This window comes from Hymenobacter fodinae (assembly GCF_004745825.1).
Lineage (GTDB): Bacteria > Bacteroidota > Bacteroidia > Cytophagales > Hymenobacteraceae > Hymenobacter > Hymenobacter fodinae.
This window is the reverse complement of the sequence record NZ_SRLA01000001.1, coordinates 1,175,604-1,189,645: the sequence shown is the minus strand read 5'-3', so window position 1 is coordinate 1,189,645 and position 14,042 is coordinate 1,175,604. Positions and strand designations below refer to the sequence as shown.

At 56.3% G+C, this 14,042-nt stretch carries 10 protein-coding genes and 1 tRNA gene; 9 read left to right on the top strand and 2 right to left on the bottom strand.

The annotated features are described in order from the left end of the window. Window positions 1-65 precede the first annotated feature (65 nt). The 7 genes from EU556_RS05120 to EU556_RS05090 all read left to right on the top strand — a co-directional run bounded on the left by EU556_RS05120 (window position 66) and on the right by EU556_RS05090 (window position 5,116). Entirely contained in the window at window positions 66-776 is a 711-nt protein-coding gene (locus EU556_RS05120) for a TVP38/TMEM64 family protein (RefSeq protein ID WP_135431668.1), read from the top strand. A gap of 144 nt (window positions 777-920) precedes the next feature. Continuing rightward, a tRNA-Arg gene (locus tag EU556_RS05115) sits at window positions 921-994 on the top strand. Between the two features lie 178 nt (window positions 995-1,172). Then, window positions 1,173-1,580 (top strand): hypothetical protein, encoded by a 408-nt coding sequence (locus EU556_RS05110; RefSeq protein ID WP_135431666.1) that lies wholly within the window; start codon window positions 1,173-1,175, stop codon window positions 1,578-1,580. Between the two features lie 197 nt (window positions 1,581-1,777). Then, entirely contained in the window at window positions 1,778-2,668 is an 891-nt protein-coding gene (locus EU556_RS05105) for an AraC family transcriptional regulator (RefSeq protein WP_135431664.1), read from the top strand. Between the two features lie 74 nt (window positions 2,669-2,742). Continuing rightward, a complete protein-coding gene (locus EU556_RS05100) occupies window positions 2,743-3,480 on the top strand; it encodes an SDR family oxidoreductase (RefSeq protein ID WP_135431662.1) in 738 nt (245 codons plus the stop codon). A gap of 209 nt (window positions 3,481-3,689) precedes the next feature. Continuing rightward, window positions 3,690-4,703: an NAD(P)/FAD-dependent oxidoreductase gene (locus tag EU556_RS05095; RefSeq protein ID WP_135431660.1), complete on the top strand. Its 1,014-nt coding sequence runs from the start codon at window positions 3,690-3,692 to the stop codon at window positions 4,701-4,703. Window positions 4,704-4,789: 86 nt separating this feature from the next. After that, on the top strand, window positions 4,790-5,116 hold the full coding sequence (locus tag EU556_RS05090) for a 2Fe-2S iron-sulfur cluster-binding protein (RefSeq protein WP_135431658.1): 327 nt from the start codon (window positions 4,790-4,792) through the stop codon (window positions 5,114-5,116). Window positions 5,117-5,236: 120 nt separating this feature from the next. Here the strand turns inward: EU556_RS05090 and EU556_RS05085 are convergent, their stop codons facing one another. Beyond that, entirely contained in the window at window positions 5,237-5,722 is a 486-nt protein-coding gene (locus EU556_RS05085) for a hypothetical protein (RefSeq protein ID WP_135431656.1), read from the bottom strand. A 201-nt stretch (window positions 5,723-5,923) separates the two neighbouring features. Beyond that, window positions 5,924-12,172 (bottom strand): alpha-2-macroglobulin family protein, encoded by a 6,249-nt coding sequence (locus tag EU556_RS05080; RefSeq protein WP_135431654.1) that lies wholly within the window; start codon window positions 12,170-12,172, stop codon window positions 5,924-5,926. Between the two features lie 190 nt (window positions 12,173-12,362). Here EU556_RS05080 and EU556_RS05075 point away from each other — a divergent pair, with 190 nt between their 5' ends. Continuing rightward, on the top strand, window positions 12,363-13,277 hold the full coding sequence (locus tag EU556_RS05075; protein ID WP_135431652.1) for a DoxX-like family protein: 915 nt from the start codon (window positions 12,363-12,365) through the stop codon (window positions 13,275-13,277). A gap of 20 nt (window positions 13,278-13,297) precedes the next feature. Then, window positions 13,298-13,978 carry a DUF4166 domain-containing protein gene (locus tag EU556_RS05070; RefSeq protein ID WP_135431650.1) on the top strand — a complete coding sequence of 227 codons (681 nt, stop codon included), beginning with the start codon at window positions 13,298-13,300 and terminating at the stop codon, window positions 13,976-13,978. The last annotated feature ends 64 nt before the right edge of the window (window positions 13,979-14,042 follow it).

Sequence of the window (14,042 nt, the reverse complement as noted above, 5' to 3'; positions counted from 1 at the left end):
ACCCCAATCTTACGTTCTTACCTTCGGGCCGGCCCACAAAAGCCGGCCCGATTGTTTTCCTGCCTATGTCGTTTCTTAAAGAGCTATTCCAGAAAAACGCATCCACGCTGCTGTCTATGTTCTTGCTGGTGGCGCTACCTGTGTTGGGCAGCTCCTCGCTCAGTTACATGCTCTACCGTAACCAAGCGCTGCTAGAGCACCTCACGCCCGGCCAGAGCATATTCTATTTTGTGGCTATAGCGTTTACCATGGCCTTTGCCTTTACCCCCACCACCTTTGTGGCCCTGGTAACTGGCTTTTACCTGGGGTGGCCGGGCCTACCGGGTATGGTACTGGCCTACGCGCTAGCGGCCTTCATTGGCTACCACATTGCAGCCTCCCTAGACCACGGCAAGATGCTGCAGTTTCTGCGTCACTTCCCCAAAGCCGATGCCGTGATGCAGGAACTGAAGACCCAGAGCTGGCAGCTCATCATTCTAACCCGCATCTCCCCCGTGCTGCCATTTGCCCTCATGACCTTCGTACTGGCGGTTATGCGCGTAGACCGTCGCCGGTTCTTGCTGGCTTCAGTTGTGGGCATGTTACCGCGGAGTTTATTTTTCTACTGGCTCGGCACCAAAGCTCAAGACGTTTTTGCCTTGCTCAAAGACCCCGACACTGGCACCACAGGCAAACTGTTAGTGATAGGGCTAGTGGCCGTGTCGTTATTCGGTCTTTACTTCCTTTTCAACCGGGCTTTACAACGAGCACTTAGCAAGAGCACCAGAAAAGAGTAAAAAAATTTCCCTGAAATTCAGCACCTTGCAGTCTTTCTTCAAAAAATTAGGGGCAAAATAGTAGGCCTAGCTTGCACAACCGGAATTTTACCCGCTATCTTTGCACAACCAAAACGGAGAAACGCTCTGCGAAATGGTAAAATTGGTTGTGTAGCTCAATTGGATAGAGCATCTGACTACGAATCAGAAGGTTTAAGGTTCGACTCCTTACACGACCACGAAAAGGCTCTCAGCACTTGCTGAGAGCCTTTTTTGTTGCTTATCGGATATACCCAAACCAGAAGACGTTGCGTAAGCTGACACTATATGATGTTGCTACACATGTTTTCTTAAACTGGGATTTATTTCCTTACAGATGTGTTACGGGGTACTGCTCTGCTCTACGTAACACACCTCATGCATTTGATTGCTTACCGCCCAGAATACCGTATCTACCTAGATACGCACCTCAACATGCTGCTCTATGAGCAGTTGGAGGAGATGACTTTTGCTAGGCATCTTCCTTACTACTTAGAAGATTGGCAGCGGGCCTTGGAGCAGCTACAGCCCGGCTTTACCGTACTGAGTGATGTACGCCGTACGCTGGGGCCGAATTTAGATCTGCTGCCAACCTTTCTGCGCAGCTATGAGCTTATGCAGACTGCCGGAGTTGTTATGATGGCTGAAGTATATCCATCGGGGCCTACGCGCATGCCGGTGAGCCGCATTTTAAACAAATTGTCCTCACTGCCTACACGTCAGTTTACGGACGTGGCTGCCGCCGAAGATTTTTTGTTGGGCTACGGCACCCCAATAGCTTCTTAAAGGCATAGTAAGTATACTGACCGCTTAAGCGCTACTCAGAGCATTCTGAGTAGCGCTTGTGTTTTTTACCGTTAGTTGAGAGTGCTGCGCTCATTAGTGACAACCAGGGTAGCCGCTACTAGGTCTTGAAGTAATATGAGCTAGGGCCATCTATTATGCTTGGCGATATGCAGCTTTAGAAAACAGTAGTTTTGACTATGTATACGCTTAGCAGCAAGCAGTCCATACCGGTCTATACTTCCGAGCGCAATCCGGAAGCCGGCAACAAACCTTTTACCATAGTTCGCTCGGAAGGGGCATTGGTGTATGAAGAAGATCTGCTGATACCGCACCGCAAGGCCTACCACTTACTGGTATTTGTAAAGCACAACCCTGGTCGGCACTGGGTAGATATGACGCCTTATGAGCGACGCGATAATGCGCTGTACTTTACGGCACCTCACCAAATACTGGTAAAGGAAGCTCCTACTCCCTTCTGGGGTACCTTCCTGACCCTTACAGATGAGTTTTTGGGACTTGAGCAAAACGCCTCCTTGCAGGATCTGCCCCTCATTCAGAATCCCCAAAACAGGCATGAACTACTGCTTACGGAAGCAGATGCAGCCTTTGTGGAGGAAATGCTTATCAAGCTGCACACCGAATACTACCGCCCCGGCGAGTGGCAGCACCGGATGCTGACTGGCTATTTAACGGTACTCCTTACGCACTTAAGCCGGTTATATACCGAGCAGTTTAACGGCGCCGAAACAGCAGCCGACAAGCTGCTATTGAAGGCCTATCAGGCGAAGATTGAGGAGGGCTTCCGTGAAATGCACGAGGTAGGCCAGTATGCGGCGCTGCTCCATATTTCGGCGGGGCACTTGAGTGAGGTAGTAAAGACCCAGAGCGGTCAGCCAGCTATTAAGCACATCCATGCTCGTTTGGTGCTGGAAGCCCGGCGCATGTTGTTTTACACGCAACAGTCAGTAAAGGAAATTGCTTTCGACCTCGGGTTTGCGGAGGCGTCTTACTTCAACCGCTTCTTCAAGCGCGAAACAGGCCATACCCCTGCTGAGTATCGCACTACCATCCGTAAAATGTACCAGTAACACCGCAAAATGTGTGTTAGCAGCCTGTGATGCTCCCGGTAGCTTTGTTCTATCGAACATGTAAAGCCTTAAAGATGCAGACCGTACTTATTACCGGCGCCAACCGGAGCATTGGTTTTGAAGCCGCACGCCAACTATTACAGCACGGCTACTACGTATTCTTAGGAAGCCGCGACCTGCAAAAAGGTCAACAAGCCGTAGACCAGCTCAAGTCGGAGGGCCTCTCGCAGGTTGAGCCTCTCGAGATTGACGTAGCCAACAGTGCCTCTATAGCTGCTGCCCGGCAGGCGCTAGGCCAGAAGATCCAAGTGCTAGATGTGCTCATTAACAATGCGGGCATTCTCGGGGGCATGTCGCAACCGGCTCTAACAAGCAGCATCGACATGATCAAGGAGGTGTTTGACACCAACGTGTTCGGGGTGATTGAGGTAACGCAAGCTTTCATTGACCTGATGCGGCCCTCGGCGGCGCCCCGGATAGTTAACGTAACCTCCGGGCTTGGCTCGCTTACGCTGCACAACGACCCCTCCTGGAAATATTACGCCGTGAAGGGCGCAGCGTATATGCCATCCAAAACGGCGCTAAACGCCTACACCGTAATGGTAGCCTACGAGCTGCGCGACACAAACTTCAAGGTGAATGCCGTAGACCCCGGTTATACAGCCACCGACTTTAATCATCATAGCGGCCCCGGCAGCGTGCAGGATGCTGCCGCCCGTTTAGTAAAGGCCGCCATGCTAGGTCCCGATGGCCCCACTAGCCAGTTTTTCAGCGACGACAATGCCCCGGAAACAGGCATAAGCCCGTGGTAGCGCTAGGCCACCTGCCCAAAAAGCCCCTCTATCCGGAGGGGCTTTTTTGTGTTATATAAGCATTGCAGCGCAGATGTATGGGAAAGCTGTGGCGCTGACGCGGCCGTGCCTATCTTTGCACCCGCACTTACGCGCAAGCCCAACGTTTTTGGCTGGCTAGCTGTTATATGCATGGCCATGGGCCGTTTGTTTGTTTTCACTTTTTGCTGATGAATTCCATTTCCACCGATATCTGTATTATCGGGGCCGGCCCGGTGGGGCTGTTCGCCGTATTCGAAGCCGGATTGCTGAAACTGCGCTGCCACGTGGTAGATGCACTGCCCCAGGTGGGTGGCCAGCTCTCCGAGATATATCCCAAGAAGCCCATTTATGATATCCCGGGGTTCCCGGAAGTGCTAGCCGGCGACTTGGTAAGCAACCTCATGCGTCAGATTGAGCCCTTCCACCCGACGTTTACGCTGGGGGAACGGGTAGAGCGTTTTGCCAAGCTCGAAGATGGCTCCTTCCAGCTGTTCACTTCCGATGGCACTGAAATTCTGTGCAAAGCCATTGCTATTGCTGGTGGCCTAGGCTCGTTCGAGCCTCGCAAGCCCGCCATCGAAAACCTGGAGAATTACGAAGGCGGCAAAGGCGTGTACTACATGGTGCGCGACCCCGAGACGTTCCGCGACAAGCGCCTGGTTATTGCAGGCGGCGGCGACTCAGCCCTTGACTGGACCATCTTCCTGGCCGATGTGGCTAAGGAAGTAACGCTGGTACACCGCGGCACTACGTTCCGGGGTGCTGCCGACTCGGCGGAGAAAGTGAAGAACCTGCACGACGCCGGTAAAGTACGCCTAGTACTTTCTTCCAACGTAACGCACGTGCACGGCCCCGAGCAGTTAGAAGCCGTTACCATCACGCCTAACAGCGGCGATGCCGAAACCCTGCATGTGGATAGCTTTATTCCGCTGTTCGGCCTCACGCCTAAGCTTGGCCCTATCGGCGAGTGGGGCCTGGAACTGGAGGATGACGCCGTGAAGGTGAACACGGTGGACTACTCAACCTCCGAGCCCGGCATTTATGCCATCGGTGACATCAACACCTATCCCGGCAAGCTTAAGCTCATTCTTTGTGGCTTCCACGAGGCGGCTTTGATGTGCCAAGGCGCATTTAAATACATCAACCCCGACAAGAAATACGTGCTCAAGTACACGACCGTAAACGGGGTTCCTACCTTATAATTTAGCTGCCAGTTATCAGTTGTCGGTTGCCAGTACACGCAGTACCAACCGGCAACTGACAACCGGCAACTGCTAACTGACCATATATGACTGACGAAGTACGCGTATACGTAGAGGAGTCGCCGGGGCACCGGCGCGAGGTAGTGGCGCCCACCGACATGGGCCTGAGCCTGATGGAAGTTCTGAAAGCTTCGGGTTATGATATTCAGGCTACCTGCGGTGGTATGGCCCTGTGTGGCACCTGCCATATTGAGGTACTGGCCGGCCCGGCGCTGGATGAGCCCTCCGATGAGGAGCTGTACATGCTGGAGAGCCTACCAGTCATGAGCCAAGGCAGCCGCCTTTCGTGCCAGGTACGCGTTACGCCGCGGTTAGATGGCTTGGTACTGCGCTTGATGCCTCAACAGGCCTAGAGCTCATCAACTTAATGGATACTTACCCAGCGTTGCTGGGTCTTGACCTTACCCGCTAAAAGCCACGAAGCCCACCTTACAATTAAGGCGGGCTTCGTGGCTTTTAGCGGGTAAGCACTTTTAGCGCCGACGATGCGTGCTCTTTCGTGTGCTTGACGATTTTTTGCTGCTGGTCGTTTTCTTCTTGGTAGTACTAGGCCTGTGCTTAGTACTGCTGCTACGATGCGAAGAGCTACTCCGGTGGCTACTATGGCTGGAGCGGCTGCGGTGCGCTGATGAGGTAGCGCGGTGATAGGTAGGTTTGGCTTCGGCCTCCTCTGACTTTGGTGAACCTTCTGTTTCCAAGGCCCGGGCAGTAGCTTCTACAGCCGGCTGGTTGACCGATTCTTCGCGTACGGTGGCGCGCAGAGCCGCCGCTTGCTTCCGCCGAACGGGCATTAAGAAGTCCCGCTCGGCTCGCTCCTGAGCCGAAAGTTTTTCTTCTCCAGGCAGTGCCGTAGGGGTAACAGTAGCCGAAGCCGAAGGTTGTTTGTCGCCCTGGGCCAGCACCGGCGCGCTTCCCAGCAGCAACCCGGCCATCAACACATATAGCTTACGCATCATCATTCTGAAAGAGAAAGGCTGCAAAGGTACGGCCCATAACTTTTAGACTCAACCCCTCTTTAATCCTAATGCTCTCAAAGCCTGCCTCATCCATGAAATAGGCCGGTTCGTCTGGAGAAAAGCCAACTAATGCTTTACACAGTGAAACCGGCTACGGGCCTGTGACTCCCGCAGCCGGTCGCGTTATTTCTGAACAGGCCTAGCCTATGGCTGCGGGGCAATCTGCAGCCTCGTGCCAGCAGAGTGAGCCGAAAACTCAGGGGCGTATAAGCATTGCAGTTGCGAGAGGCCACCGCTGAAATTGCCACTTTGAGCAGCCCGCAGCCGATACTCGAAGGTGTGCGTGCCCTTGGGGAAGTAGCTCATAAAGAAGTTGGTGGCCGCGTCGCGGGGGCTCTCGTAGTAGCCTAGGCCACCCTGGTAGCGGTAGCCCGAGGTTTGGCCGATAAGCTCAAGGCCAGCGGCGCGCTGGTCTTTGAGGTGCACATATTCCAGCGCGCGGTCGGAGCGCAACACGAGGCGCACCACCAGCACGTCGCCCACGCGCAGGGGCGTAGCGGGCGTAATAGGCTCCAGCACGGGGCCACCAGTAGTGCGCTGCTCGCGGTAGAGCTGGCGCTCTAAGGCCAAAGAGGTGGTAGCAGGCGTCACTTTATCAATCTGCTCGAAATACTGCCAATATAGCGCGCCCCAGGCCACTCCGGCGTCGGGCTTGGTTACCGTCACACGGCCTTGATCAGGCGTTATTTCCGTAGCGAGCCAGTTGGTTTTGAAATAGCCAGTGCCCGCTTGCTGAGAGGTAGGCACTACGGCCTTCCCTCCTACCGTCACCGTTATGGGTTGCGTAGGCTGAAGCCAGTCGGAGCCGCGCAACAGCAAGGCATAGCAGGCATCGGCAGTAGCCCGGGTGCATTCCCAGTTTTGGGTTTGCTTTTGCTTCAGCAGCCACAGCTTCATCTCGTCCACCGATTTCTGGTCGTTCTGCACTTCGTCGTAGGTCTCTATGAGGGTAGCCTGGGTTTCGGTGGGGGCATCCTGCCAGTAGTAACCGCCGCGCACCTCTTTCCAGTACATGCCCAGCTCCGCAGAGTGCAAGGCATTTTCAGTAAGCGCCAGCATGATGTTGCGCACCGTCGCCGGCTGCACTTTATAGCGGTGCAGGCCTAGCGCAATTTGAGCCTGTAGATAGCGCGTTTGCCCTTGCCAGTGAGCAGCTACTTGCTGTTGGTAATACGTTAGAGCCGACTGAGCCGCTTTAGAAACGGGCTGCTCTAGCCAGAAACTGCGGGCATACAGCGCCTGGACCTGCAAGACTGATACGTTGTTCTGCTTTCCATTACCATTGGACTGCTTGCGTAGCACGGTATAGTCGCGCTCCAATTGCCCGTCGAGGTAAAGGAGGGCCCTGCGCAGAATCTCGCGCGCCTCACTATTGCTGTTAGGGTTAAATGCCCCCAGCTTGTTCAGTTTGCCGAAACCCGCCACAATAAGCTGGGTGATATACCGGTCTTCGGGCATACGCTCAAACCAGGGGAAGGCACCGTTGGGCTGCTGCATTTTGGCCAGCTTGGTCAGGTCGCGGGCCGTTTCAGACTGCAGCCGGGGCTCATCGAACAGCGTGACGAGGCGGCGCATGCGCTCGGTATCTGTTTGGGCCTCGCGTACCCAAGGCGTTTCCTGCAGAAGCAGGCTCTTGAGCTCTTGGTTCTGCTCTAGCTTACTGGTGAGGGCCACCTTGTCGCCGGCCTGAGCGGCGCGGTTCCACTCGGCCAACATGGTTTTGAAACGTGGGTTACTCTGCAGAATTTTGGCGGCCAGCAGGTTGGCGTAGAGGCGACTGAACACCTGCTCGGAACACTCATAGGGGTATTCGGTGAGGTAAGGCAGGGCCTGCACAGCATACCAGGCCGGGTTCTGAGTCATTTCTAGTGTGAGAGAATAGTTGCGGCGCGTGGCTGAAGGCGTGCTTATTAACTTCTTCAGCTCAAACTCCCGCGTGGCCGGCCCAACAATAGGCAGCGGCAAGCTTTCCGTAATCAGGACGCGGTTGGGCAATACTGGCAGTGTGTTTTCCTCGCCATCAGATACAGTAGTGAGCTGTGAGCTGCCGTTCGTATGCTTGTTCTGACGACGCTGTTGGCGCTTTTCTTTCCCGGAGGTTGGCGCTGTACTCGCGGGGAGCGTAGAGGCCTGCGCTACTACCCGGTACGTGACGGCTTCGAGCGGCACCTGGCCTAGGGCAATTTCCGGAATGCTTAGCTCCCAGCCTAGGCCAGTGCTCTGGTTGGCTTTCAGCTCAAAGGCAACCTGATTGGCGCTTTTAAGCAACTGCCCTTCAAGGGGCTGCTGGGTGCGGGCATCTAGCAGGAACAGCTGGGCCGTGCCGCTCAGGGGCTGCGCAGTGAGGTTGCTGAGCTTAGCGGTGAAGCGCAGTTGGTCGCCTTCACGGAAGAAGCGAGGCGCGTTGGTAGTTACCTGCAGTTGCTTCTGCGTGACCAGCGTGCGGGCTAGCATACCACTGTGCAGCTGTTGGTCGTGAGCCAGGGTCAGCAGTTGCCAGCGCGTTACGGCTTCAGGCATCTGGAACTCCAGCACCATTTCGCCGCGGGCGTCGGTGCGCAGTGCGGGCATCCAGAAAGCGGTTTCGCGGAAGTCGGTGCGGGCCTGAACTCCGGAGAGGTCGGGTCGGGCCGGTGCGGCAGCCGCCGCCCCAGTTCCTACAGTTTCATTTAGTTGCTGGGCATCAGCCATCATTGGGGCAGGCGCGGCGGCTACACTGCCGGTGATGCTACGGGTACCGCGCAGCGTTACGCGAGTGTTGGTGTAGGGCTTTGTTTCCACTATCTCCTCCACAGCCTTATACATTGGCTGCTGGCCGGGTAACAGGTCTTCTCCTTTGTAGCCCCACATATTCAGATGAGGGTATTCTCTGTCAGTAGTGACCGCGAAACGAGGCCGCCGCATCCAGATTTCCTGAGCGCCCTCTAACCGGAATGCCCCTTGCCACCCCAGAAGGGTTGTCCCGGGATTCCAAGGAAAAGTAAGCGGCATAAAAGAATGCACCTGAAAAGCATCCAGCGACGCATCGTAGAGCGTGGCCAGCAGCTCGGCCTGGGCGGGCTTGCCATTGGCTTGGTGCACCGTAACACGCCAAGTTTCGCGCTGGCCAGGTAGAAGCTTGTCGCGGAAAGTAGCAATGCTCAAGCGCAAAGGCGCTGGGGGCAGAGATACTTTTACTGAAGCCTGATTGGTGTAGAGGCGGTTATCCTGCACGTGGGTAACGTACGCCGTAAGCGCTGCACCATCTAGTGAGGCTGTGGTAGGTACCTCAATAATGCGCTGCTGGCCGGCGGGTACCTGCACCCGCTCCCGGTAGAGTAACTGCCCTTTGGCCTCAGCCTCAAAAAGTAGTTGGCTAGCCTGCGCAGAGCTGCCGACCAGAAAGCGCGCCGCCTTGCCGGGCACGACGCTATCCTGCAAGCTCACAAACCAATGCGGGGTGGGCACCGGCAACTCTTTCGTGGTGGCTGAAAAGAGAGTGAAATACCGCTCGGCTTTCTCCCGCTGGGCGCCGGTAGTGGCTAGGGTGGCTTCCAGCACGTAACGGCCCGGCTGTTGTTGCAGCAAGGCGGCTAGGCCACTCTGTTTGTCAGCAGCTTCGGTGTTGTACTCTTGCGTAGCTACCAGCGTTCGGGCCCACGTGCTGTCTACGTCCTCGGGGCCGTATGCATCAAGCGGAAACTGCCGCTTAAACTCTTCCTGGGGTAGCCCTTCCCGCTCGGGCCGTTCCCAGAGGCGTGGGCGCGTGGCTTGGGCTGGCGGCGTCAACCGATAGAGCCGTAAGGTGGCACGGGACGGTACCGGCGTTCCGGTGGCATTCGTAACCGCCAAGCTCACTCCTTCTACTTTCTCTCGGTTTATAAGGACTGGAATTTGCAGCTGCACACTAAGCAATGTTTCTCCAACCGTGATATTCTGCTCTCCTGAACGTGTTTCGCCGGCAGCATCAGTTACATCTGCGTAAACTATAAAATAGCAGTTCTCGGGTAGTCCGAACCGCCGTTTCTCCGCTTTAGAACCATCATCCTTAGCCAGAAACGTAATGGTAAACTTGCCCGCGGCATCGGTTTGCGTGGTACCACTGAGGACTTCCATATCCGTAATGCCTCCATTACTACCCAGTAACGGACGGACGGAAAATCGGCGCACCCGAAACTGCACTATAGCCCCATCTACGGGCTGCCCCGCATAAGCGGTAGCCGTGCCGTGTACAGTCACGTGCTGGCCTAGCGTTGGCGTACCCGCCACGGGCTCAAGCACCACCTGAAACGAGGGCCTCTTGTAGTCTTCGACTGAGAAATACAGTGAGCCAGCATCCGTTTGTAAGCTCATTTGCCCATTCAGCAGGCCCGTTGGCAGCACAAATGAGCCATGAAATGAGCCGAATTCTGACGTTGTGAACGTGAGGGTTTCAACAATCTTCCGGTTAACATCTAGCAACCGAATGGAGACGGGCTTACCCGCCTGCAATACCGCTTTGCCATCTTTCTTCTCCGTCACGATGCCTTTGAAATACACCGTTTGGCCCGGCCGGTAAATGGCCCGGTCGGTGTAAAGGAAGGTGCCGGTTTTTATGGTCTGCCAATTGATTCGGCTGGACGCTGGGTTATACGTCCGGTTGGTGTGGTCCAGTAAGGAGTCTGCCCCGCGGGTGAGCAGCAGGCGCAGAAGTGCACTGTTTTCATCGGCAGGCAACGCTACCTGGCCTAGGCCACCCGCATCGGTCGTAACGGCGGGCCCAGGCCTGCCTACGGTCATGTTGTTTTTTTCGTTGAAGGACTGCCAGTAAGGCACCACCTGCACCCCGACAACGGGCTGGCCAGTACGGCGGTTGAGAACGAGAACTTCTTCTTGCTGCTTCGTGGCGCTGCTGCGATGCACGTGACTCAATTCACTAACGCTTACGTGGTTGAAGTAAGTGGCTTCACCCGTTTGCTCGGTGCCAGGAGCATCAGGCATGGTGCTGAGAACTACTACATAGTGGCCTAGAGCCAGCGCAGGCCCCGCGTGCTGCACCATGTGCGACTTATAATCCTGCGCTCCGGGCACGTTCAATGTCCAGTTGGCAGCGGGAGCAGTGGCCAATATGCGGGCGTAACGCTTCCGGAAATCGGCGGCAATGCCATCGGTAAGGCCTCCACGCTCTAACTGCCGCACCGCCTGGGCCACCGGAATCCGATAGGCCTTGGCGTACAGCTTCGTGATGTTGCGCACGCGCAGTTGCAGTAGCCACGGCTGGTTAGGCAGCAGTACTTCTTCGGTGGTAAAATTCAGCTCCTTGGTTTCGATGCGCTGACGGAGAGCGGCTGCTTGCTTCGCACCTTGCGAGGTGGGGAAACGCTTTTCGGCCCGCAGGGCCAGCTCCAGGGCTTTGGCGGGCCGGTTATACTCCCAGGACACAGCCTCTTCCCAAATAAAGCTGGTACTGATGGGTAGGGCAGCGTATGTTTCGGCCGCTCGAGATAAGGCTTGGCGGTAAAGCGAATCGGCAGTGACTAGGACAGTATATTGTTTCACAAACCGCAGCCGCTGAAGCTCTAAATCGGCGAGGGCAGCCTGATTTTTAGCGTCTGTTAGGCGAAACTGGGTGAGCTGTTGTAAGGCCTGCAGAGCGAAAAACCGTCCGTTTAAGGAGTCGGCCCGGGGAGCTTCCAGAGGAAGGCGTGCGAACTCAGCGGCAGGACTGAAATACGCCGCACGATTGAGTTCAAACTGATCTAGTGGTCGTGCCACGTAGTACTCCTCGTTACGCAACGCTTCCACGGCCCGGTGGCCTAGCAGGTCATACAGCGTCGGCCGGAGTGCTCGGCCCTCAGCGTCGCCACCGCGCACAGCATAGCCCAGCGCACTCAGCTTCATCTGTTGCTGGCGTTGAGGAGCCTCCATAAGGGAAGCTTGATAGTGCTGCACAATGGCGCTACCCAGGCGAGCAGCATCCCAGGTTTGAATATCGGTGGCGCTGTAGTCGGGGGCTGAGCTGGTAGCAGTGCGGGTACGATCATGCAACTGATACCGGTGCTGCTGGTAATACTGTGCATAGAGCTGGCCTAGCAGGCTGTGCAGGATAGGCCTAGCCGGGAACGTGGCCGTTTTCAGGTCGGCTTCAACCAGCGCAATGGCTTTTTCATTGGAATCTTCTTCTCTGGCATCGAGCAGGCGCAGCTTGTACAGGAGTGCCCGCAGGTACTCCGGCGTGTCTTGCCGCTTGCGGGCGGCTTGGTACAGGGGCTCCAGCAGCTTAGCGGCGGAAGTCGTTTGGTCATTAGCCAGAAGCTGATCAATCTTTTTCCAGGTGGCCGGGTTGCTCCCCCCGCCGCTGGCCGGAGTAGTTTGGGAAGAGCCGCTGGAGAACAACATGAGCAGGAGCAGTAAGCTGAACAGGAAGGCGCGCATAGGAACGTAACGGATAACCGGAACAAGTTGGTAAAAAGTAGATGCCTCGTTCAGCTTAATTCCATAACGACGTCGGTAAAAAACATTGCCTCACCCTGAAAATCAGCTAGAAAATCAACCGCACTTGCTTGGCCGCTCGGCTCGGCAGTAGTACCTTTCTTAGGTATTACTACTTGGGCAAGGCACTACCGTGAAAAATCCTCCTATCTACGTGGAAGCGCGTATTAATTGCCCCATGGATGCGCTGTGGGCGCACACCCAACAGCCTGAGTTGCACGAGCAATGGGACCTGCGCTTCACCGAAATCCGCTACCTCCCCCGCCCCACTGAGGCCGAGCCCCAGCAGTTCCTCTATGCTACCCGCATTGGCTTCGGGCTGGGCGTGGCGGGCAAGGGCGAAAGCGTGGGCACCAAGGAGAAAAACGGCGAGCGAACTTCGGTGCTCAAGTTCTGGTCGGATGAGTGGCTGTCCTTGATCCGGACGGGCGCGGGCTATTGGAAGTACATCCCCACTGAGAACGGCCTGCGCTTTCTCACGGGCTACGATTACCAAACTCGCTTTGGGTTGCCCGGCACCGTCATCGACCGGGTAGCCTTCCGGCCCCTCATTGGGTGGGCCACGGCCTGGAGCTTTGACTGCCTTCGCTTGTGGCTGGAGAAAGGCATTCGGCCCGCTACTTCGGTGCGGCTGGCGCTGGTGCAGTGGCTGGTGCGCCTGGTGCTGGGTCTGAGTTGGATATACCAGGGCGTGGTACCTAAGCTGCTCTTCCCCGATACCGGCGAGCTGCGCATTATGCAGGGGGCGGGCTTCAGCGCCACGGTAGCGCAGGGCATTGCCACGGCCGTGGGCGTAGGCGAAATACTGTTTGGGTTGCTGTTCTGGCTGCTGCCGCGGGGTGGCCTACGGGCCGTGTATTGGCTGAATATGGTGGGGCTGGTAGTGTTAGGAGCTGGTGCGCTGTTCAGCCAGCCGGCCGTATTTGTGGCGCCGTTCAATCCACTCACGCTGAACTTGTGCATGATGACGATGGCCGCCGTAGGCCTATTAACCTTATCCGACGAGCTGCCCAGCGCCAGCCGGTGCCTGCGTCGGCCTCCACTCTAACCCACTATTCTGGTTTATCTATGGAATCCATCTATCAGCAACAGCTTGGTCCCGAGTTTCAGAAGCTTCACCCCCGCATTCAGGAGCGCTTGGCGTTTGCGAGCGGGCACCAGCGCGCATTTATTGGGGAGGGCACTATGGAGCGAGTGTGGCACGGCCCATTTTACACCCAGCCGTTTCTGCGGGTAGGCCTGCTGCGCAATATCATGTTTCCGGATGCAGGCCAGAACATTCCCTTCCGCATTGAAAACTATGCTTACGTGGATCCCCTGGGCCGCGAAACCGTGACCTGGATTCGTCGCTTTCAGTTTCCCAAGCACACCCGCTGCTTCGATGCCACTATGATTCGGAGCCAGCAGCGCAACCGTATTGTCGATTACCTCGGCACGCACCAGCACTTGGCCGTTGATATTGATCTGGCCGTAACGGCGCGCGGTGGCCTACAGCTACGGTCGGGGGAGCAACGCTTCTATGAGGGCCTACTGAATTTCCGGTTTCCCATGCTCTTCTCGGGCTTGGCAGAGGTAGAGGAGTGGTACGATGACGAGGCCGGCTGCTACCGCATTCAGGTAGAAGTCAGCAACAAGATTTTCGGCAAGCTCTTCGGCTACCACGGCTCCTTCCAGCCTCGCTGGGAAACGGTGGCTCCTACGGCCATTCCTGAATACGCACTGCCCCGCCGCCACGAGCGGCGCGAGTAACCACCGGCGTAGCCCCTATTGCTTCCTCCTAATATCTATAGCACTGTTACTTGGTCACTTGCTT

Bases quoted from the DNA above. Each gene is read 5' to 3' on its own strand.
- EU556_RS05095 (WP_135431660.1), top strand. From the start codon at position 3,690: ATGAATTCCATTTCCACCGATATCTGTATTATCGGGGCCGGCCCGGTG.
- EU556_RS05100 (WP_135431662.1), top strand. From the start codon at position 2,743: ATGCAGACCGTACTTATTACCGGCGCCAACCGGAGCATTGGTTTTGAA.
- EU556_RS05085 (WP_135431656.1), bottom strand. From the start codon at position 5,722: ATGATGATGCGTAAGCTATATGTGTTGATGGCCGGGTTGCTGCTGGGA.
- EU556_RS05110 (WP_135431666.1), top strand. From the start codon at position 1,173: ATGCATTTGATTGCTTACCGCCCAGAATACCGTATCTACCTAGATACG.
- EU556_RS05080 (WP_135431654.1), bottom strand. From the start codon at position 12,172: ATGCGCGCCTTCCTGTTCAGCTTACTGCTCCTGCTCATGTTGTTCTCC.
- EU556_RS05120 (WP_135431668.1), top strand. From the start codon at position 66: ATGTCGTTTCTTAAAGAGCTATTCCAGAAAAACGCATCCACGCTGCTG.
- EU556_RS05105 (WP_135431664.1), top strand. From the start codon at position 1,778: ATGTATACGCTTAGCAGCAAGCAGTCCATACCGGTCTATACTTCCGAG.
- EU556_RS05090 (WP_135431658.1), top strand. From the start codon at position 4,790: ATGACTGACGAAGTACGCGTATACGTAGAGGAGTCGCCGGGGCACCGG.
- EU556_RS05070 (WP_135431650.1), top strand. From the start codon at position 13,298: ATGGAATCCATCTATCAGCAACAGCTTGGTCCCGAGTTTCAGAAGCTT.